The sequence below is a fragment of the Sphingomonas tabacisoli genome (assembly GCF_042678385.1).
Lineage (GTDB): Bacteria > Pseudomonadota > Alphaproteobacteria > Sphingomonadales > Sphingomonadaceae > Sphingomonas_B > Sphingomonas_B tabacisoli.
In genome coordinates, this window is sequence record NZ_JBHUDY010000001.1 from 1,481,292 (window position 1) to 1,501,905 (window position 20,614).

Here is a 20,614-nt window from a genome sequence, read left to right on the forward strand (position 1 = left end):
AGGATCACGCTAACGGTCGAAACAAGATAACCGGACGTTTTGAGCATGTTGGCGTAACGAAAACGTCACATTGCCGTTCCGCTGATCTAAAGCGTATAGCCGCCATCCGACACCAGCACCGCGCCCGTGATTGTCGCTGCCGCATCCGAGAGCAGGAAGGCGATTTGCTCCGCGATCTCTTCCGCCTTCGCGTAGCGGCCGAGCGGCGTCGCCATTTTCGCCATCGCGTCGAATGCAACGCTCTCGCCCTGTTTCGCCGCCATGTCGGCGAAGAAAGGCACTTCGTGCCAGATCGGCGTCTCGACGCCGCCGGGTGCGATCGCGTTGACGCGGATTCCGCGCGGCGCGCCTTCCTTGGCGGCGACGCGGGCGAGCTGGATCGCGCCGGCCTTGGACGCGGCATAGGCAGCAATGCCGGGTTCCGCTTTCACGCCCGCGGCCGAGGCGGTGACGACGATGGCGCCGCCGTCGCCGATCGCGCGCATCGCAGCGCGCAAGGTGAGGAAAGCGCCGTCGAGATTGACGGACAGCACGCGCCGCCATTCGGCGAAGTCGAGGTCCGGAATCACGCCCGAGCTCGCCACGCCCGCATTCACGGCGGCACGCGTAAGGCCGGACAGGTCCACACCATCCCAGAAACGCTCGTCAGCTACGTCGCCCGCATGGAGCGATGCGTTCGGCCATGTGCCGCAGGCGTCGCGCAGCCGCTCGGCGTCACGATCGACGAGAATCAGGCGCCGCGCGGTCCGCAGGCGCTGAGCCAGGGCCAGGCCGATGCCCGAGGCCGCGCCAGTGATCAGGAGGGTGTCGCCGCTGAAGTCCGCCATGCGGGCGGCCTTAGCAGCGGCAAGGTCAGGCGGCGATATCGCCGATGCCGAGCTCGGCGAGCTTGCGGTAGAGCGTCGAGCGGCCGATGCCGAGGCGGCGGGCGACTTCCGTCATCCGGCCGCGGTAATGGCCGATCGCGAGGCGAATCACGTCGGCCTCGATCTCTTCCAGATTGCGGATGTGGCCGTCGGGCTCGAACAAGGTGACGCCCGCGCCCGCTGTCGGCATCAGGAACGGCGCCACGCTGTCGATGTTCTGCAGCGCGATCTGCGGGAAGTCGGCCGAAGTGAGCGCCTCGCCTTCGCACAGCACCGCCGCGCGGAAGAGCGCGTTCTGAAGCTGGCGGACATTGCCCGGCCAGGGGAAGGACATCAGCAGCGACAAGGCTTCGTCGGTGATGCCGAGGCCGCGCATGCCGGGCTGGGTCGCGATTCGCGCGAGCAGGTGACGGGCGAGCGCGGGAATGTCGGCGGCGCGGTCCCTGAGCGGCGGGATCGTGACCTGCACAACGTTCAGGCGGTAATAAAGGTCTTCGCGGAAGCGGCCGGCGGCGACTTCCTCGATCAGCGACTTGTTGGTGGCGCCGACCACGCGGACGTCGACGTCGCGGGTGACGCGGGCGCCGATAGGATGGATTTCGCCGGACTGGAGAACGCGAAGCAGTTTGACCTGGGCATCCAGCGGCAGTTCGCCCACTTCGTCGAGGAAGATCGTGCCGCCATCGGCTTCCTGGAAGCGGCCGGGCTTGCGCTCGAACGCGCCGGTGAAGGCGCCGCGCTCATGGCCGAACAGCTCCGATTCGACGAGATTCTCGGGGATCGCGCCGCAATTGACGGCGACCCAGGATTTCTTTGCGCGCGGCGAGGCGGCGTGGATCGCTTCTGCGACCACTTCCTTGCCGACGCCGCTTTCGCCTTCGATCAGCACCGGAACGCGGGCGCGCGCGGCTTTTGCGGCGATTGCGAGCGCCGCGCGGAATTGCGGCGCGGCGCCGACGATATCGCCGAAGCCGAGCGGCGCCTTGATCTTTTCCGAAAGCGGCCGAAGCTCGCCGATATTGCTGCGGCTGGAGGCGGCGCCGTCGAGCGCGCCCAGCAGCCGGTCCGGCGCGATCGGCTTGATCAGATAGTCGGATGCGCCCGCGCGCATCGCGCCGACGGCGATGTCGATCGAACCGTGCGCGGTCAGCAGCAGGACGGGCAGGGCGGGGCGCTTGCCGTGCATCGCCTGGATGAGCGCGATGGTGCCTTCGCCCGGTCCATATTGGTCGATCAGCACGGCGTCGAGGAGCAGGCCCTGTTCGGTGTCGAGCGTCGCAAGCGCTTCCTCGCCGGTGTCGGCGAAGATCGTGCGCCATCCCGCACGGGCAGCGATCGCGCCGACCAGCCGCCGCTGGGCAGGCTCGTCGTCGACCAGCATCAGGACCTTGGCATTGGCCTTGGCCATTCCCCTCATTCTCCCGTAACCCGTGGCGGCGTCCAATAGCCGTGGGCCGGTAAAGGCGGTGTTAAGCGCGTCACACTTGGCACTTGAGGTGTGCGGGATGCGCCGATAGAGACCCCCGGGGGGCTCACGGAGATGCAGGGACACAATGGCCAACGAAGGCAATCTCAAGGCGCACGAACAGACTTATTCGGGCTTCACCGCCTTGATGAAGTGGGGCACGGCAGCCGCGTTCATCGTCGGCCTCATCGTCGTCTTCATCATCTCGCGCTGACAAACGCATGAAAATCGCTGTCCTCAAGGAGCTTGCGGACGGCGAAAAGCGCGTTTCCGCAACGCCCGAGACCGTGAAGAAATTCGCGGGGCTCGGCGCCACGATGGCCGTGGAAGCAGGGGCGGGCGCATCCGCTTCCGTATCGGACGCGGACTTTCAGGCTGCCGGCGCGACCACGGGCACGCGCGCCGAGGTGCTGAAGGACGCCGACATCATCCTGGGCGTGCAAGGGCCGTCGCCGGACAGCATCGCCGGCGCAAAACAGGGCGCCTGGCTGGTGGCGGGCCTCAATCCGTTCGGTGAGCGCACGCGGGTCGACGAGTATGCGAAGCTCGGTCTCGAGGCGCTCGCGATGGAGTTCATGCCGCGCATCACCCGCGCGCAATCGATGGACATATTGTCGTCGCAGTCGAACCTCGCCGGCTACAAGGCGGTGCTGGACGCCGCCGCCGAATATGGCCGCGCCTTTCCGATGATGATGACGGCGGCGGGCACGGTTTCGGCCGCCAAGGCGTTCGTGATGGGCGTCGGCGTCGCCGGTCTCCAGGCCATCGCGACCGCCCGGCGACTTGGCGCGCAGGTCTCGGCGACCGACGTGCGTTCGGCGACCAAGGAGCAGATCCTGTCGCTGGGGGCGAAACCGATCTTCGTCGAGAACGTCGCCGGGATCGAAGGCGAAGGCTCGGGCGGCTACGCGACTGAAATGTCCGAAGAATATCAGAAGGCGCAGGCCGAATTGGTCTCCAGCCACATCGCCAAGCAGGACATCGTCATCACCACCGCGCTGATCCCCGGCCGCCCCGCGCCGCGGCTGATCAGCGACGCGCAGGTCGCGACGATGAAGCCCGGCAGCGTGATCGTCGATCTGGCGGTCGAACAGGGCGGAAACGTCGAAGGTGCGGTCGCGGGCCAGGTGGTCGAGCGGCATGGCGTCAAGATCGTCGGGCATCGCAACGTGCCTAGCCGCCTGCCGGCGGACGCCTCGGCCCTGTTCGCCCGCAACCTGTTCAACTTCCTGAGCGCCTTCTGGGACAAGGAAGGCGGCGGACTGCCCAAGGTCGACGATGAAATCGGCGATGCCATTCGCCTGACCAGGGGTGGCAAGGTGGTGAATGCGAGGCTGTTGGGATGAAGCCAATCAGTTCGTACACGTCCATCAGTGACCTAAAAAAACTGATGGCGAATGCGAAGCGAGCAGGCCGGGAAGATGTATATCTTGAGGCTCTTGTGCGACGATGCGACCTTGAGGGCCTTGATTATGACGATCCAGTCGAACGGGAATTTGTTGGCGTATTAGCGGCTTACGAAGAGTTTCTTGCGGAGCGGAATGGCAAGACGACAACGGCCAGCTACACTCGCCGCAAGATGCGCGACAAAGGCATAATTCAATGTTTGGAGGATTGGGCTACCGCCACTCATGAGACGGATGGCTTCCAAGCACTGATGAGCAAGCGTCTAACGCACCTGACTGGGGAGCACATTGTGTTGAAGTATCCAGACAGATTCTCACCAGAAGCTGTTGCGGGCGCGAGACGGCGATTGGCTGCCCACGACGCGCTCCCGGAAGGCGCATGAAATGACCTTCATCTCCATCCTCTCGATTTTCGTGCTTGCGGTATTCGTCGGCTATTATGTCGTATGGTCGGTGACGCCGGCGCTGCACACGCCGCTGATGGCGGTGACCAACGCGATTTCGTCGGTGATCGTTGTCGGCGCGCTGATCGCGGCGGCCGCCGCCCTGGGCGGGTCGGCGGCGAAGTGGCTCGGGCTGCTCGCGGTGTCGCTGGCCAGCGTCAACATCTTCGGCGGCTTCGCCGTCACCGAGCGGATGCTCGCCATGTACAAGAAGAAGGACCGGTCTTGATCCTCCCCGGCACGGGGAGAGGGACCATGCAAAGCATGGTGGAGGGGGCCCCGCGCAACGCGCGGACTGGCCGCCAGTGGCGCGGACGTGGGGCCCCCTCCACCACGCGCCTGTGGCGCGCGGTCCCCCTCCCCGTACCGGGGAGGAACTGACAAATGCACGAAGCAGCACCGGTCAACCCCTGGGTCGCGCTCGCCTATCTGGTCGCGGGGGTGTGCTTCATCCTGGCGCTGCGCGGGCTGTCGAGCCCGGCCTCGTCGCGGCGCGGCAACCGGTTCGGCATGGCCGGCATGGCGCTGGCGGTCGGCACGACCTTGTTCACGCACGAGCTCGCCAGCCTGCCGGAGATTGGCGCGGCGATCCTGATCGGCGGCACGGTCGGCTTCATCATCGCCCGCCGGATCGCGATGACGGCGATGCCGCAGCTCGTCGCTGCTTTCCACTCGCTGGTGGGGCTGGCGGCGGTGCTGGTCGGCATTGCCGCCTATCTGAACCCGCAGGCGTTCCACATCGCCCAGATCATCACGCCGATCGCGGGCCCGTCCTACGCCAACATCTTCCCGGTCAGCCGGATCGAGATGGGTCTGGGCGTCGCGATCGGCGCAATCACGTTTTCGGGCTCGGTGATCGCGTTCCTGAAGCTCAATGGCAACATGTCCGGCGCGCCGATCATGCTGCCCGGCCGGCACGTCATCAACCTGGGCACGATCGTCGCGATCCTGGGCCTGATCGCCTATTTTACGACAGACCAGAGTGGTTGGGTGTTCTGGACGGTCACGGCGCTTTCGTTCCTAATCGGCTTTCTGCTGATCATCCCGATCGGCGGCGCGGACATGCCGGTGGTGATCTCGATGCTGAACAGCTATTCGGGCTGGGCGGCGGCGGCGATGGGCTTCACGCTCGGCAACACGGCGATGATCATCACCGGCGCGCTGGTGGGCTCGTCGGGCGCGATCCTCAGCTACATCATGTGCCGGGCGATGAACCGCAGCTTCATCAGCGTGATCGCCGGCGGCTTCGGCGCGGTTGCGGACACGAGCGGCGGCGCGGCGACGATCGACCGTCCGTGGAAGCGCGGCTCCGCCGAGGACGCGGCGTTCCTGATGGAGCAGGCCGAGCTGGTCATCATCGTGCCCGGCTACGGCATGGCGGTGGCGCAGGCGCAGCACGTGCTCCGCGAAATGGCCGACAAGCTGAAAGAGAAAGGCGTCACCGTCAAATACGCGATCCATCCGGTCGCGGGCCGCATGCCGGGCCACATGAACGTGCTGCTCGCCGAAGCGAACGTGCCCTATGACGAAGTGTTCGAGCTGGAGGACATCAACTCCGAGTTCGCGCAGGCCGATGTCGCGTTCGTGATCGGGGCCAACGACGTCACCAACCCGGCCGCCAAGACCGACAAGTCGTCCCCGATTTACGGCATGCCGGTGCTCGACGTCGAAAAGGCCAAGACCGTGCTGTTCGTGAAGCGCTCGATGGGCGGCGTCGGCTATGCCGGCGTCGATAACGAGCTGTTCTACCGGGACAACACGATGATGCTGCTCGCCGACGCCAAGAAGATGGTCGAAGAGATCGTGAAGTCGATCGACTGATCCAGGGTGCTGACTTCGCTCGATTTTGAAGGCATGATGCCCGCAACAGGGGCATAAGGTAAGCACAGTGTCCGGCGTCGCAGGGGCCTGGGGGGACGAGCCCTCCTTATTGATCGTCGCGGATCGCGCGGAGGAGCAGGCCGCGGCGACGGCGGCTGCGCACGCCGCCGGCGCTCGCGTGATCGGCGTCGAGCGGGTAGATGCCGCGCTCGACCGCTTGAGCCAGGTCAGCGTCGATGCGGTGCTGATCGAGCTGGGAGGCAGCGACGCGGCTGCTCGCGACCGCCTGCTCGACTGGACCAATCGCGCTGTCAGCGAGGGAAGTACGTCGGCGATCGTCTCGATCCCTCATGCCCTGGTCGACGATGTCATGGCCCGGCTCGAGGAGCCGCGCGTGTCGCTGCTGTGCGATGCCGGGCTTCAGGAGCGTGCCACGGAACTGGCGGTCGCCTTCGCCAAAGGACGAAATGCGCTCAACGATCAGGGCGTCGAGGCGGAGGCCGAGCGGCTGCGCCGGCTGAGCGAGGAAGTCGCGCGCATTGCCGGAGCGCTGGCCGAGATATCAAGCACGGCGCGCCCCTACGCGCCGCCCGCGCCCCGCGACGACGTTGAGCTGGCCGCGGAGCCGCAAATGGATGCGAACATGGTGCGCAACCTGATCCGCATCCGGCGCCTCCGGGAGCAATTCTTCTCCAAGGACCTGTTCGCCGATCCGGCCTGGGACATGCTGCTCGATTTGCTGGCGGCGCGGCTGGAGCGGAGCCGGGTTGCGGTCTCCAGCCTGTGCATCGCGGCGGCCGTTCCGGCAACGACGGCGCTCCGCTGGATACGCACGCTGACCGAGCACGGCCTGTTCGTCCGCCGCGACGACCCCGAGGATGGGCGGCGGATCTTCATCGAGCTGTCCGACGCCGCGACGGACGCGATGCACGCCTACTTCCAGACGGCCCACCAGATGGGTCTCCGCCTCTGATCATCGCTAGAGCGGCTTCGCCAGCACGACGAAGCTCAGGTCCTGACGCTTGGGAATGCCGAACCGCGGATCGTCCATTGGGAACGGCCGCTCCTCGCCGGTCCGGGCGTAACCCCGCCGCTCATAATAGGCGACCAGCTCCTCGCGCTGGCGAATGACGGTCATCTCCATCGTGCGCGAGTGGAACAGGCGGCGGGCATGGTCCTCCGCCGCTGCGATCAGCACGCGCCCGAGGCCCTGCGCTTGACGCTGCGGATCGATCGACAGGAGCCCGAGATAGGCCGTGCCGTCGCCCTTGTCGGTGATCTGCACGCAGCCGGCGAGCGCGCCATCCTCCTCGACGACCAGGAGGCGCTGGGCGGGATCGCTCAGGATTGTTTCCAGTGCCGCCGCATCGGTGCGCTGACCGTCGAGCAGGTCTGCCTCGTGCGTCCAGCCGCCGCGAGCGCTGTCGCCGCGATAGGCGCTATGGACGAGGTCGAGCAGGGCGCCGAGGTCGGCGGGCGTGGCTTCGCGAACGACAGGATTCATGAACCTTCTTTGGCCGGGCTCGCCCCTTGACGCCAAGCCCTGTTCTGCCCTTGGAGCAGGCGTGCCCGACGATTTTGCCCTGACCGCGACCGGTTTGCAGAAAAGCTTCGGCCGCAAGCAGGCGGTGAACGGCGTCGATCTCGCCGTGCCGCGCGGCTGCATCTATGGCGTGCTCGGCCCCAACGGCGCAGGCAAGACGACGACGCTGCGCATGTTGCTCGGCATCATCGAGCCGGACGAAGGCGAGCGCGTCGTGCTCGGCGCCCGTCACCCGCGCGACGTCAGCGACCGCATCGGCTATTTGCCGGAAGAGCGCGGGCTCTACCCGTCGATGAAGGCTCGCGAAGCGATCGCGTTCATGGGTGCCTTGCGCGGCCTGGATTGGGCGGAAGGGCGCCGCCGCGGGATGGAGATGCTGGAGGAAGCAGGGCTCGGCGTGGCGGCTGGCGAGAAGATCCGTTCGCTGTCGAAAGGCATGGCGCAGCTTGTCCAATTGCTCGGATCGATGGTGCATCGGCCCGACCTGCTGGTGCTGGACGAGCCGTTCTCCGGCCTGGACCCGGTCAATCAGGAGAAGCTGGAGCAGCTTATCCTGGCCGAGCGCGACCGCGGCGCGACAATCCTGTTTTCGACGCATGTAATGGCCCATGCCCAGCGCCTGTGCGAGCGGCTGACCATTATCGCCGGCGGGAAGCGCCGCTTCGAAGGGACGGTGGACGAGGCTCGCGCTCTGCTGCCGATGCGCGCGCATCTGGTGCCGCGCTCGGGCAACGGCGGTGCGCGGGCGCTGCTTCCCGCCGATGCGGTTGCGGATCGTGACGGGTTTGACTTCAGGGTGCCGGACGAAGGCATCGAGCCGGTGCTGGCGCGGCTGATCGAGTCCGGACATGGCGTCGCCGGCCTGTCGATCGAGCGGCCGAGCCTGCACGAAGTGTTCGTGAAGCTGGTGCGCGACGCGGAGAGCGGCGCATGAAGCGCTTTCTCGCCCAGGCGCTGGTGATCGCGCGCCGCGACTTCAGCGCGATCGTGCTGACGCCGACGTTCCTGATCTTCCTGCTCGCACCGCTGTTCATGATGTCGGTTGCCGCGGTCGGCGGCCTCGGCGCTGCGCACGTCGTCGAAGGGGCGCGGGAACGCGCAATCATCCTGGCCGATGGCGCGCAAAGGGATCGGCTGGGCGATGCCGACGACCGGCTGCGCGGCGTTGTCGGCAGCGATCCCGGGCCGCCGTCGGTCGAGTTCCACGCCCCCGCCGCAAATGCCGATGCGCAAGCGCGCCAGTTTCTGGGAGAGGGCGGAGTGTCCGCCATAATGTCCGGTCCCCCGGAACGGCCGCGCGTGTTGCACGCTCCAAATGGCGCGCGCGATGCCGAGTATCTAGCGCTGCTCGCCGCCACGGCGACCGGAGCTCGCGCCGAGCTCCGCGCCTTCGATCCGGCTACCGCCGGTCCCCGCCCGCGATCGAGCAACCAGACTGCTTTCTATGCCGTGTTCGCGATGTTCTTCCTGTCGCTGCTGCTCGCGAGCCAGACGATCAGCATGCTGGCGGAGGAGCGCAACAACAAGGTGATCGAGATCCTCGCCGCCGCGGTGCCGCTGGAGGCCGTGTTCCTTGGCAAGTTGATCGGCATGCTGGGCGTGGCGTTGCTCTTTTCCGGCTTCTGGTGCAGCATTGCGGGCGTCGCGGCGGCGTCGCATGTCGCGGGACTCAGCCTCGATGCGATCGCGCCAGCGGGCAATCTCTGGTCGTTCGCCTTGCTGTTCCTCGGCTATTTCATGCTGTGCTTCCTGCTGCTGGGCGCGGTGTTCCTCGGCGTCGGCGCGCAGGCGTCGACGATGCGCGAGATCCAGATGCTGTCGCTGCCCGTGACGATCTTCCAGGTCGCGATGTTCGCGCTGGCGAGCGCCGGCGCTTCGGCGCCGAACTCGACGGTCGGCATCACGTCTGCGATCTTCCCGTTCAGCTCGCCCTTCGCGATGGCCGGGCGCGCGGCGAGCGGCGTCCCGCTATGGCAGCACGCCGCTGCCTTCGCCTGGCAGCTCCTGTGGCTCGCGATCACGGTGACGATCGCCGCACGCCTGTTCCGCCGCGGCGTGCTGAAATCGGGCGGGATGCGCCGCTAGGGCAGGCGCCGGCCGCGGCGGGAATCGCGGTCGATCGACATCAGGATGCCCAGGCAGATCATCACCGTCAGCACGGCGGTGCCGCCATAGCTGACCAAAGGCAGCGGAATGCCGACGACCGGCGCCAAGCCCATCACCATCATCAGGTTGATCGCGACGTAGAAGAAGATCGTGGTTGCAAGCCCCGCCGCGACCAGTCGCGCGAACTTGGTTCGGGCGTTGTGCGCGACCATCATGCCCCAGCGGATCAGCAGCAGGAACGCGAAGATCAGGAACAGCCCGCCGACGAGTCCCCATTCCTCGGCCATCGTCGCGAACACGAAGTCGGTATGGCGTTCGGGGAGATAGTCGAGCCGGCTTTGCGTCCCTTGCAGGAAGCCCTTGCCGAACAGGCCGCCCGACCCGATCGCGATCTTCGACTGACTGATATGATAGCCTTTGCCCAGCGGATCGCTTTCGGGATCGAGGAAGATCAGCACGCGGTTGCGCTGATATTCGTGCATCATTCCAAATGCGATCGGGGCCGCGGCGCTGACCGCCGCGACCGCGCCGACGTAAAGCCGCAGCGGCAGGCCGGCGAGGAACGTCACCGTGAAGCCACCGAAGGTGATCATCAGCGCCGTGCCGAGGTCCGGCTGCAGCAGCACCAGCGCCGCCGGCACGCCGATCAATACCGCTGCTGGCCAAATCGCGTTTATCGTCCTGAGCTGGCCAGCCGGCAGCATGCCGTAGAAGCGTGCGACCGCGAGCACGATCCCGACTTTCATCAACTCCGAGGGCTGCAAGCGGATGATGCCGAGATCGAGCCAGCGCTGGCTGCCGCCGCTGATGCCGCCGATCGCCTCGACGCCGATCAGCATCAGTACGAGCACACCGTAGAGCGGGAAGGCAATTTGCTCCCACCCGCGCATCGGCACGCGCGAAAGCGCGATCGCGAGGCCCAGGAACATCATAAACCGCAAACCCTGGCCGAACGCCCAGGGCGTGAAGCTGCCGCCGGCAGCCGAATAAAGCACGACCAGACCGAACCCGCCGATTGCGAGCACGAGAAAAATCGCGCTCCACGGCAGCACCATCAACGGCGCCGGAATGATGCCGCCCTGTTTCAATCGACCGCCGCCGCGGAATTGGCGCCCGGATCGCTGGGCGTCGGTGTGGAAGTCGGCAGGGGGCCGGGCGTCGCCTTGGCCGCCTTCCAGGCTGCTGCCTTGGCGGCCATGCGCGTGGCGATGTCGCCGCCCCAAGTGGGCTCGACTTCCGCCAGGCTCTTCATCGCCCGGTCGGGGTCGAACAGATAGGTCATGATGTCGCGGCCGGTCAGCGGCGTGTCGAGATTGCGCACCGTATGGCCGCCATGTTCCAGCACCACAGCCGCAGCGTAGCGCGGATTGTCGGCGGGCGCGAAGCAGATGAAGTGCGCGTGGTCGCGCATCTTGAACGGCAGCGACGCATTGCTGAGCACGCCGCCGGCGCGTTCCGCCATCGTGATGCGCCGCACCTGCGCGGTGCCCGTCTTGGCGGCGAGCGTCACGCCCGGCACCTGCATCCGCGCCGCGCCGCCGGTGCCCCCTTCGTTGACCACGCCGAACATCGCGTTGCGGACGATTTCGAAATGCTCTGGGCTGAAGGGCAGGGCGCGCGACGGCTTGTCATGGCCGAGGAACAGCGACGGATGAAGCTCGCGCCCCGAAGCGAGGCGCGACGCCATCACCGCCATCTGCAGCGGATTGGCGAGCACATAGCCCTGGCCGATCGACGCGTTCAGCGAATCCGGCACCGTCCAGGGCTGCTTGTATTTCTTCAGCTTCCACGCACTGTCCGGCACCGTGCCGTAGCGCTGCGAGACGATCGGCAAGTCGTACTTCTGCCCGAGCCCCATTGCCCGAGCGACCGGCGCGATCCGGTCATAGCCGAGCCGGCGCGACATCTCGTAGAAATAGATGTCGCAGCTCTGCATGACTGCATTCTTCATATCGAGCGGGCCGTGGCCGCGCTTCTTGTGGCAATGGAACAGACCGTTGCCGACGCGGAGCGCGCCCGAGCAGACGACCCGGTCGCGCGGATCGACCCCGGCTTCCAGCAGCGCCAGCGCGTTCATCGGCTTGACCGTGGAGCCCGGCGGATAAAGACCCAGTACCGCCTTGTTCATCAGCGGCACGTGGTCGTCTTCCGACAGCATCTTCCATTCGTCGCGCCCGATGCCGTCGGAAAAGCTGTTCGGATCGTAGGAGGGCATCGAGACGAACGCGAGTAGGCCGCCGGTTGCCAGATCGATGACGACGACGGAGCCAGAATTGGTCCCCAGCCGCCGCGCCGCATAGGTTTGCAAGCCGCCGTCGATCGTCAGCTTCAGCGTGTGGCCGGGCACGTCGCCGCGCGTGGTCAATTCCTTGACCAGCTTGCCGCGGGCGGTGACCTCGACGCGCTTGGCGCCGGGGGTGCCGCGCAGCATCGGCTCCATCACTTTTTCGAGCCCGTCCTTGCCGATCTTGAAGCCCGGCGTGATCAGCAACGGGTCCTTGTTTTCCTCATAATCCTTGGCGGACGCGGCGCCGACATAGCCGACCAGATGGCCGACCGCGGCGCCGTCGGGATAGAAGCGCGAATAGCCCCGCATCGGCGACACGCCCGGCAGCTCGTTCAGTCGCACGCTGACCGCCGCGAATTTCTCCCAATCGAGATCCTCGGCGACCTGGACCGGCTTGAAACCCTGCGCTTCTTCCAGATCGTCGCGGATGCGCTGCATCTCCTCTTCGGGCAGGTCGAGCAGCTTTTGCAGCTCTGCCAGCTCGCGCTCCTTGTCGACGATGCGATCCGGGATGAGGTCAACGCGGAAATCGGTGCGGTTGATCGCGATCGGCTTGCCCTGCCGGTCGACGATCCAGCCGCGGCGAGGCGGGATCAGCGTCAGGTTGACGCGGTTGCTTTCCGAGAGAAGCGCGTAGCGCTCATTCTCGGCGATCGACAGCCAGGCCATGCGCCCCGCGAGCAGCGCACCGACGCCGCCCTGAACCGCGCCCAGGAACATCGCGCGCCGGGTAAAGGTGAAGCTCTGGCTGGCTTCGGTGACGACTTTCTTCGGTCGCTTCACTTCAGACGCCAGGCATCGAGCCGAGCGCAGAGCCGGGCAACGGCGGGGAAGAACAGCATCGACGCAACGATCTGGGGCACGATCGCAAAGATAGGTGCTGTGCTGCCCGCGAACAGAGCAAAGACATAGCCGGCGAAGATGCAGCCTGCGATTGCGGCAGAGGCGGCGAACCAGTCTTGAAGGTAATCGCGCCAGAGAAGCGAGCGTTCGGAAAACTCGATTGCCAGGAACGCGACCGTCCAGCTCAGCATCGCGCTGCCGACCGGTTGGCCGCTCGCCAGATCGTCGAAGAAGCCGAGTGGCAGCGGCGCCCACACAGCCCAGAGGCCGGGACGCAGCAAGCGCCAGGCGAGTAGCACCATCAGGCCGAAGGGCGGCACGATCGGCGCCTGGGCGATGATAGGCAGCAGCCCCGGCATCAGCGAGCCGAGCATCGTCGAGACGATGGGCACCGCGCGCGCCTTGACGCTCAATGTCGGCGTGTAGCCGCGATAGGCGAGGGTGGCGCTCATTGGCCGGGCGGCGGCGGCAGGGCGCGCCGCTGCTCCTCGACCTGCGGCTGATAGACGGGCTCGACGATGGCGAAATCCAGCCGCGCCGGATCGGCGACGGGCAGCGCCAGGAAAGTCTCGCGCGTGGCCTTCGCGATGATCGCGACCGGCACGTTCGGCGGATAGACGCCGCCCGCGCCCGAGGTCACGAATACGTCGCCGCGCTTGAAGGTGGCATTTTCGGCGCCCAGAGCGCGGATGTCGATGAAGCCGTCGCCGGTGCCGGTCGCGATCGCCGGCGTCCCGTCGGGCACGCGGCGGACGGGGACGACAGTGCCGCCGTCGGTGATCAGCGCGACGCGTGCGCTGGCCGCGCCGGCGCTCGCGATCCGGCCGATCAGCCCGCCCGGCCCGCGCACCGGCATGCCGCCACGCACGCCGTTCAGATAGCCGGCGTTGAGGATGGCATAGCGGCGGATGCTGGACCCGGTCGATCCGACCAGGCGGCCTGCGGCGACCGGCCGCAGCCCTTGCTCGGAGATACCCAGCAGCCGCTTCAGCCGCATGTTCTCGAACGCGAGCGCCCGCGCCTCGATCAGCTTGGTCGCGGACGCCTTTTGCTGCGCTTCGAGTGTGCGGACCTTGCCGGTCGCGTTGATGTAGGAGCCGACGCTGCCGCCGGTATCCATGACGCCCTCGACCACCCAGCGGCCGGCGGACGTGACTGGCAGCGTCGCGTCGCTGACCGCGCCCCGCAGTGCGCCGAAGCCGTTGGGATCCACCGTCGACAAGATGAGAAGCAACAGGGCGACGACTGCGCCGGAGACAGCCGCCACATAGCCGAAGAACAGACCGTATTGCGCGCGTCGGGAATAACCGGGACGGCGATTTGAGGGGCGCGCCACCTGGGGCTGCCTTTCGTCAGGCGGTCAGCAGAACGCCCCGGAACACCGGGTCTTCCAGCGCACGGCCGGTGCCGAGCGCCACGCAGGTCAGCGGATCGTCGGCGACGGTGACCGGCAGGCCGGTCTCGTCGCGCAGCACTTCGTCCAATCCTTCGAGCAACGCGCCGCCGCCGGTGATGACGATGCCCTGATCGACGATATCGGCGGCGAGCTCCGGCGCCGTGTTTTCCAGCGCGATGCGGACGCCTTCGATGATCGTGCCGACCGGCTCGCTCAGTGCCTCGGCGATCTGGCCCTGATTGATCTCGATTTCCTTGGGCACGCCGTTGACCAGGTCGCGGCCCTTGATCTGGATCGTCTTGCCGATGCCGTCCGCCGGCGGCTTGGCGGTGCCGACGTCCTTCTTGATCCGCTCGGCGGTCGCTTCGCCGATCAGCAGGTTATGATTGCGGCGGACATAGGAGGCGATCGCTTCATCCATCTTGTCGCCGCCGACGCGGACGGAGGTGGTGTAGGCGAGGCCGCGCAGCGAGAGCACCGCGACTTCGGTGGTGCCGCCGCCGATATCGACGACCATCGAGCCGATCGGCTCGGTCACCGGCATGTCGGCGCCGATCGCGGCGGCCATCGGTTCCTCGATCAGCCAGACCTGCGAGGCGCCCGCGTTGGAAGCGGCGTCGCGGATCGCGCGGCGCTCGACCGAGGTGGAGCCCGACGGCACGCAGATCACGATTTCCGGCCAACGCGGGAAGCGGCGCTGCCCATGCACCTTGTGGATGAAGTGCTTGATCATCTGTTCGGCGACGTCGATGTCGGCAATAACGCCGTCGCGCAGCGGACGGATCGCCTCGATCGAGCCCGGCGTCTTGCCCATCATCAGCTTGGCGTCGTCGCCGACCGCCTTCACTTTCTTGATGCCGTTGATCGTCTCGATCGCGACCACCGAAGGCTCGTTCAGCACGATGCCGCGGCCGCGGAGATAGACGACGGTGTTGGCGGTGCCGAGATCGATGGCCATGTCGTGGGACATGAATTTGAAGAATCGCGAAAAGAGCATTTCTGTCCCGCAGTGAAACAAAACCCAGGGCGCCTTATACCCGCCCACCGTTTCTACGAAACCAGAGTTTTCTTGATTTTTCGTGGATGGCCGGGTCGCGGGATGCCGTCGCTTGGGCTAGAGCAAAACCCATGTCAATACGGCGGCTCCCCTCGCACCTCGTCAATCGGATCGCCGCCGGTGAAGTGGTGGAAAGGCCCGCCAGCGCGCTGAAGGAGCTGGTCGAAAACGCGATCGATGCCGACGCGACCCGAATCGCGGTCCGCCTGACTGCCGGCGGCACCGAGCTGATCGAAGTGACCGACGACGGCTGCGGCATGACGGCGGACGACATGCGCCTCGCGCTCGAGCGCCACGCGACCTCGAAGCTTCCCGACGAAGCCATCGAGGCAGTGACCACGCTCGGCTTCCGCGGCGAGGCGTTGCCGTCGATCGCGAGCGTCGCGCGGCTGACGCTCGAAAGCCGGGTGCGCCCTTCGACAGGCTCAGGACAGGCGGCGCCGGACGGCTGGTCGGTCACGGTCGACAATGGCGAGGTCGCGGGGGAGGCGCCCGCCGCGCTGCCACCGGGCACGCGGGTGCGGGTCGAAGGGCTGTTCGAGAAAGTGCCCGCGCGGCGCAAGTTCTTGCGCAGCGCACGCGCCGAATATGCCGCCTGCCTCGATATCGTGAAGCGGCTGGCCATGGCGCGGCCGGAGATCGGCTTCGCGCTGGAGCATGACGGCCGCCGCGTGCTGAGCGTGCCGCCGGGCGACAGCGCGCCCGCGCGGGTCGCGGCGCTCACCGACCGCGAGCTGCCCGCCAACAGCGTTGGCGTCGATCTGGTGCGGGAAGGGCTGGTGCTGGGCGGCGTCGCCGGGCTGCCGACCTTCAGCCGCGGCGTCGCCGATCACCAATATCTGTTCGTCAATCGCCGCCCGGTGAAGGACCGGCTGCTCGCCGGCGCGGTGCGCGGCGCCTATGCCGACCTGCTCGCACGCGATCGTCACCCGGTGGTGGCGCTATTCCTCGATCTGCCGACCGACCAAGTCGACGTGAACGTCCATCCCGCCAAGACCGAAGTCCGCTTCCGCGATCCGGCATTGGTGCGCGGACTGATCGTTAGCGGCCTCAGGCGCGCGCTCGACGAGGCCGGTCATGCCAGCGCGCGGCCGGCGGCGGTGGATGTACTGAGCGGGTGGGAAGCGCCCGAGATGCGCTCCGGCGAAGGCCGGAGCCCTGCGTGGCCCACTCCCACGGCTCCGGCCTTCGCCGGAGCACAAGGTGCCGGTGGCGTTTCCGATCACCGCTCCTTCTTCGCCGCACCGCCCTCCGGACGCGCGGAGCCCGCTTACACCCCGCCGCCGGAGCATCGCGCCTTTCCGCTCGGCGTCGCCCGCGGACAGGTCGCCAACACCTATATCGTCGCGGAGGCCGAGGACGGGCTGATCCTTGTCGATCAGCACGCCGCGCATGAGCGGCTGGTGCTCGAGCGGATGAAGCGCGCGGCGGCGAATGGCGGCATTCACGCGCAGGCGCTGCTGCTCCCGGAAGTGATCGAGCTCGACGAGCCGGCGTGCGACCGCCTCGAAGCGCGCATCGCGGAGCTCGCCGGCTTTGGGCTGGAGCTGGAGCGTTTCGGCCCGGCGGCGATGCTGGTCCGCGCGACGCCGGCGGCGCTGGGGAAGGGCGACATCCCGGGGCTCGTCCGCGACCTTGCCGACGAGCTCGCCGCGTTCGATCAGGCGCTGAGCCTCAAGGAGCGGCTGGACGAAGTCGCCGCCACCATGGCCTGCCACGGCAGCGTCCGCGCCGGCCGCGCGCTATCGGTCGCCGAAATGAACGCCCTGCTCCGCGAGATGGAAGCGACGCCGCATAGCGGCCAATGCAACCACGGCCGGCCGACCTGGGTGAAGCTGGCGCGCGCCGATCTGGAGAAGCTGTTCGGCAGGCGGTGAGCCGCCCCTGAGTTACGGTTTCTTCATCGTTCATCCATTAGCAGCCGGGGCATGTCCGCCCTCCGCCAGACCCGGCGATGATCCGGAGGCTTCGCGCCTTGCGCGACGCGCTGCTTTCGCGGCCGCGGCTGCGCATCGTCTTCTGGGCGTTGCTGATCGGCGTCATCGTCGGTGCGATCGAAGGGGGCGAGCCGCTCGACGACATCTTCAAGGCCGCGCGCGACTATGCGCGCGGGCGCCCGGCGAGTGGCGACATCGTCGTCGTCGCGGTCGACGACAAGACCGGCGATCGGTACGGCGGCTTCGCCTTCTCCCGCACCATCGACGCCAGGCTGGTCGACACACTGTTCGCCGCCGGCGCGCGCCGGGTGTTTTTCGACCGCGTCTATGCCGATGCGACCAGCCCGAAAGGCGACGCCGCGTTCGCGGACGCGTTGGCCCGTCATCCCGGCAAGGTATTTCTGGGTGCGATCAGCCCGCCGGATTCGAGCCGCAAGCGCATAGAGACGCTGCCGCGGCCGATGTTCCGGGCTGTTGCACCGTTCCGTTCGCTAAACGGCTTCAACACGCCGTTTTTCTTCTCGGCCAAGGTCACGTTCGGCGACCGGTTTGCGGGGAAATTGGTGCCGTCGGTCGCCTCCGAGATCGCACAACTGCCGCCGGGCCGGGAAGGGTTCTTCCGGCCCGACTGGTCGATCCAGATCGCGACCGTGCCGACCGTCAGCTTCGTCGACGTCGTCGACGGCAAGGTTCCGGCATCGGCGCTGGCGGGCAGAGACGTGATCGTCGGCCCGACCTCGCCAACCCTGCGCGACATCTATCCGATCCTGCTCCAGGGCCAGAGCCCGGGCGTCTATTTCCATGTCGTCGCCGCCGAAACGCTGCGCGAGGGCATTCCTGTGCGCTGGGGCTGGCTGCCGCCGTTCGGCTGCGGGTTGATCCTTTCCGGGCTGTTCCTGCTGACGCGCCGCCGCTCGACGCAGTTCCTGTCGATCGCCGTCGCCGTCGCGACCTTTGCGGCGGTGCCGGCCTGGCTCGCCGAGCGGCTGATCGACGTGGACATCTTCCCGGCGCTGCTGCTGTTTTCGATCATCACCTATCGAGGCTTCAGCCTAGCCCGCGTGGAAGCGACGCGGCGCGTGAACCCCGTTTCCGATCTGCCCAACCTGATGGCGCTGATCGAAAGCGAAAACGCGCATGCCCCGAGCGTCGTCGCGCTGAAGATCCGCAATCAGGCGGAGATCGTGTCCAGCTTCCCGACCGACATCGAACGTGCCTTGATCGGCGAAGTGGAGCGCCGTCTGTCGGCTACAGGCGGCGTCGAGCAGCTTTATCACGGTGAAGACGGGCTCTATTGGACGAGCCGCCAGCCGCCCGACGACGAATTCCTGCAGCATCTGCGGGGCCTGCACAAATTGCTCGCCCAGCCGATCCGGCTCGAGGACCGCAGCGTCGACCTGCTGCTGTCATTCGGCATCGACGGCAGCCTCGACCGGCCGCTCAAAAGCCGCGTGGCGAGCGCGATGCTCTGCGCCGAGGAAGCCGCGCGCGGCAACGAGGTCTGGAAAGTCTATGACGCCCAGCGTTCTCACGCGGCGGCCTGGCAGCTTTCTTTGATGGGCGGTCTCGACCTTGCCCTTGCCAGCGGCGACATCTGGGTTGCCTATCAGCCCAAGGTTTCGCTCGCGACGCGGCGGATCATCGGGACGGAAGCGCTGGTGCGGTGGAAGCATGCCACGGTGGGGCCGCTCACCCCCGACCAGTTCATTCCGGTTGCGGAGGCGCACGGGAAGATCGCGCCGCTCACCTATTTCGTGCTCGAACAATCGCTCAAAGACCTCGCTGCCTTGCGCGCGAGCGGGCATGAACTCGGCGTGTCGGTCAACCTGTCGCCGCAGATGTTGCAGGAAAGCGATCTGGTGGAGCGGGTGTCGTCAGCGCTTGCCCGCCACGACGTTCCGGCCCGGGAGCTTACGCTTGAGATCACCGAGACGGGCGATCTGCTCAGCGTGCCCGGCAATATCGAGCGGATGCAGCAGCTCGTCGCGACCGGCGTCAAGCTGTCGATCGACGATTACGGCACCGGCAAGGCCACGCTCGAATATCTGGCGCGGCTGCCGTCCCATGAAGTGAAGATCGACCGAACCTTCATCACCGATCTGGATCGCAATCAGCAGAACCTGATCCTCGTCCGCGCGACGTTGGACATGGCGCACAAGCTTGGCCGCCATGTCGTTGCCGAGGGGGTCGAGAACGAAGCGGTGATGCAGGTTCTGCGCCGGCTCGGGTGCGACATCGCCCAGGGCTATCTGCTCAGCAAACCCATTCCCTATGCCGATCTCGTCGCCTTGCTGGACGCCGATTCGGCCCAACATCTGGCAAGGGTTGTAATATCGTAAACGTAACGTTAACCTTAAACGTGAAGGGTGCCGAGTCGCGTGTGCCCTGCGTTGAAAGGGGAACGTTATGGCGAAGAAGACGAAGCGGCCCCAAGCTGGGCGTGGCATCTGGGAAGTGATCGGCGGCTTTTTCGGCTGGCGTTAACTCCGGACCATCGAAACGAGATCAGGGGCTCCGCTGGAGCCCCTTTTCAATTCCAGCGGCATCGGTCACCACTGATCCCGTCATGCGCAGCGTGCGTCTTCTGATTTCGGGGCGTGTTCAAGGCGTCGGCTATCGCGATTGGGCGCAGCGCGAAGCTGCGGCGCTGGGCCTGAGCGGCTGGGTGCGCAATCTGCGTGACGGCCGGGTCGAAGCGGTTGCCTCGGGAGACGGCGGCGCGGTCGGCATCTATCTCGAAAGAGTGCGTGAAGGGCCACACATGGCGCGTGTCGACCATGTCGATGTTTCGCCGGCCGAACCGATTTCAGCCGCCGGTTTCGAGGTTCGCTCGACGGTCTAGTCGGGCCGGCCAGTCCTTGGGATCGATCGGACGGAGTGTGTCCAGATCGGCGTCGGTGACGACACGGTCGGGTTCGACGGTCAATCGCCCCCAGGGCAGCGCGTAAAGCGTTTCGCCGAGGCCGCCGACGCCGCCTTTCCCGACCACCAGATAGTCGATCGCTCCGTCGTGGCATCGCGCCATTGCATCCACGGTCGAGCCGATCGTCTCACCGTCGCGCGACAGCAGCGGTGCGCCGCTCAATGTGGAGACGGCGAACAGGGTAGGGGCGTCCTGCCGCTCGCTCTTTTCGGCGGCGGCGCGGGCGCCGTCGTCGAGCCGCGCCTGCCGGCCGAGCCAGCGCCAGACGCCGACCAGATTGACGGCGGTCAGGAACAGGTTCTGCCACAGCAGGTTCGATTGCCCGGTGGTGGCGCCATAGGTCGTCCAGGCGACCGACCCGATCGTGAAGACGACGAAGCCCCAGCCGGTCACCCGGCTGCCAAGGTTCGCCGCGGTCATGCAGGCGGCCAGCGCCGTCGCAATCGGCGCGATCCAGCTCGAAAGCTCTTCCATGCCGCGCGAACCCGCGGGGCCGGCGGATCGTTCCGGACAAGAAAGAG

20 protein-coding genes are annotated in these 20,614 nt (G+C 66.9%); 11 read left to right on the plus strand and 9 right to left on the minus strand.

Annotated elements, in window-relative coordinates:
* Positions 1-86 precede the first annotated feature (86 nt).
* Together ACFSCW_RS07805 and ACFSCW_RS07810 are read right to left on the minus strand one after the other, a co-directional pair.
* Positions 87-827 carry an SDR family NAD(P)-dependent oxidoreductase gene (locus ACFSCW_RS07805; RefSeq protein ID WP_380888285.1) on the minus strand — a complete coding sequence of 247 codons (741 nt, stop codon included), beginning with the start codon at positions 825-827 and terminating at the stop codon, positions 87-89.
* Between the two features lie 25 nt (positions 828-852).
* Positions 853-2,274, minus strand: a complete 1,422-nt coding sequence (locus ACFSCW_RS07810; RefSeq protein ID WP_380888286.1) for a sigma-54-dependent transcriptional regulator — start codon at positions 2,272-2,274, stop codon at positions 853-855.
* 145 nt (positions 2,275-2,419) lie between these two features.
* Here ACFSCW_RS07810 and ACFSCW_RS07815 point away from each other — a divergent pair, with 145 nt between their 5' ends.
* The 6 genes from ACFSCW_RS07815 to ACFSCW_RS07840 all read left to right on the plus strand — a co-directional run bounded on the left by ACFSCW_RS07815 (position 2,420) and on the right by ACFSCW_RS07840 (position 6,974).
* A complete protein-coding gene (locus ACFSCW_RS07815; protein WP_380888287.1) occupies positions 2,420-2,545 on the plus strand; it encodes an aa3-type cytochrome c oxidase subunit IV in 126 nt (41 codons plus the stop codon).
* A 7-nt stretch (positions 2,546-2,552) separates the two neighbouring features.
* Entirely contained in the window at positions 2,553-3,677 is a 1,125-nt protein-coding gene (locus ACFSCW_RS07820) for an NAD(P) transhydrogenase subunit alpha (protein WP_380888288.1), read from the plus strand.
* Complete coding sequence (locus tag ACFSCW_RS07825) at positions 3,674-4,120, plus strand: hypothetical protein (RefSeq protein ID WP_380888289.1); 447 nt, start codon at positions 3,674-3,676, stop codon at positions 4,118-4,120. Before ACFSCW_RS07820 ends, ACFSCW_RS07825 begins: the two co-directional genes overlap by 4 nt.
* Before the next feature lies 1 nt (position 4,121).
* Entirely contained in the window at positions 4,122-4,409 is a 288-nt protein-coding gene (locus ACFSCW_RS07830; protein ID WP_380888290.1) for a proton-translocating transhydrogenase family protein, read from the plus strand.
* A gap of 155 nt (positions 4,410-4,564) precedes the next feature.
* Positions 4,565-6,001 (plus strand): NAD(P)(+) transhydrogenase (Re/Si-specific) subunit beta, encoded by a 1,437-nt coding sequence (locus ACFSCW_RS07835; RefSeq protein WP_380888291.1) that lies wholly within the window; start codon positions 4,565-4,567, stop codon positions 5,999-6,001.
* Between the two features lie 109 nt (positions 6,002-6,110).
* Complete coding sequence (locus ACFSCW_RS07840) at positions 6,111-6,974, plus strand: winged helix DNA-binding protein (protein WP_380888292.1); 864 nt, start codon at positions 6,111-6,113, stop codon at positions 6,972-6,974.
* Positions 6,975-6,980: 6 nt separating this feature from the next.
* Here ACFSCW_RS07840 and ACFSCW_RS07845 read toward each other — a convergent pair whose 3' ends face one another.
* A complete protein-coding gene (locus ACFSCW_RS07845; protein WP_380888293.1) occupies positions 6,981-7,505 on the minus strand; it encodes a GNAT family N-acetyltransferase in 525 nt (174 codons plus the stop codon).
* A gap of 61 nt (positions 7,506-7,566) precedes the next feature.
* On the opposite strand from ACFSCW_RS07845, the gene ACFSCW_RS07850 reads away from it, so the two are divergent.
* On the plus strand, positions 7,567-8,478 hold the full coding sequence (locus ACFSCW_RS07850; protein ID WP_380888294.1) for an ABC transporter ATP-binding protein: 912 nt from the start codon (positions 7,567-7,569) through the stop codon (positions 8,476-8,478).
* Positions 8,475-9,629, plus strand: a complete 1,155-nt coding sequence (locus tag ACFSCW_RS07855; protein ID WP_380888295.1) for an ABC transporter permease — start codon at positions 8,475-8,477, stop codon at positions 9,627-9,629. The genes ACFSCW_RS07850 and ACFSCW_RS07855 overlap by 4 nt, the downstream gene beginning before the upstream one ends.
* Here ACFSCW_RS07855 and rodA read toward each other — a convergent pair.
* From rodA to ACFSCW_RS07880, 5 genes are read right to left on the minus strand one after another with little or no spacing between them, the layout of a single operon-like run.
* On the minus strand, positions 9,626-10,705 hold the full coding sequence (gene rodA / locus ACFSCW_RS07860) for a rod shape-determining protein RodA (protein ID WP_380890051.1): 1,080 nt from the start codon (positions 10,703-10,705) through the stop codon (positions 9,626-9,628). The genes ACFSCW_RS07855 and rodA overlap by 4 nt on opposite strands.
* 29 nt (positions 10,706-10,734) lie before the next feature.
* Entirely contained in the window at positions 10,735-12,657 is a 1,923-nt protein-coding gene (gene mrdA, locus ACFSCW_RS07865) for a penicillin-binding protein 2 (RefSeq protein ID WP_380890054.1), read from the minus strand.
* Between the two features lie 59 nt (positions 12,658-12,716).
* Positions 12,717-13,232 carry a rod shape-determining protein MreD gene (locus tag ACFSCW_RS07870; RefSeq protein ID WP_380888296.1) on the minus strand — a complete coding sequence of 172 codons (516 nt, stop codon included), beginning with the start codon at positions 13,230-13,232 and terminating at the stop codon, positions 12,717-12,719.
* Positions 13,229-14,116 carry a rod shape-determining protein MreC gene (locus ACFSCW_RS07875; RefSeq protein WP_380888297.1) on the minus strand — a complete coding sequence of 296 codons (888 nt, stop codon included), beginning with the start codon at positions 14,114-14,116 and terminating at the stop codon, positions 13,229-13,231. The genes ACFSCW_RS07870 and ACFSCW_RS07875 overlap by 4 nt, the downstream gene beginning before the upstream one ends.
* A gap of 16 nt (positions 14,117-14,132) precedes the next feature.
* Positions 14,133-15,173: a rod shape-determining protein gene (locus ACFSCW_RS07880; protein WP_380888298.1), complete on the minus strand. Its 1,041-nt coding sequence runs from the start codon at positions 15,171-15,173 to the stop codon at positions 14,133-14,135.
* A gap of 131 nt (positions 15,174-15,304) precedes the next feature.
* Here ACFSCW_RS07880 and mutL point away from each other — a divergent pair, with 131 nt between their 5' ends.
* From mutL to ACFSCW_RS07895, 3 genes are all read left to right on the plus strand, one after another.
* On the plus strand, positions 15,305-17,110 hold the full coding sequence (gene mutL / locus ACFSCW_RS07885; RefSeq protein ID WP_380888299.1) for a DNA mismatch repair endonuclease MutL: 1,806 nt from the start codon (positions 15,305-15,307) through the stop codon (positions 17,108-17,110).
* Between the two features lie 77 nt (positions 17,111-17,187).
* The gene (locus tag ACFSCW_RS07890) at positions 17,188-19,509 is read left to right on the plus strand and encodes an EAL domain-containing protein (protein WP_380888300.1); all 2,322 of its coding nucleotides are present in this window, start codon (positions 17,188-17,190) and stop codon (positions 19,507-19,509) included.
* Between the two features lie 227 nt (positions 19,510-19,736).
* On the plus strand, positions 19,737-20,012 hold the full coding sequence (locus ACFSCW_RS07895) for an acylphosphatase (RefSeq protein WP_380888301.1): 276 nt from the start codon (positions 19,737-19,739) through the stop codon (positions 20,010-20,012).
* Here the strand turns inward: ACFSCW_RS07895 and ACFSCW_RS07900 are convergent.
* On the minus strand, positions 19,977-20,567 hold the full coding sequence (locus ACFSCW_RS07900) for a PRC-barrel domain-containing protein (protein WP_380888302.1): 591 nt from the start codon (positions 20,565-20,567) through the stop codon (positions 19,977-19,979). The two genes, ACFSCW_RS07895 and ACFSCW_RS07900, sit on opposite strands and share 36 nt — an antisense overlap.
* Positions 20,568-20,614 lie beyond the last annotated feature (47 nt).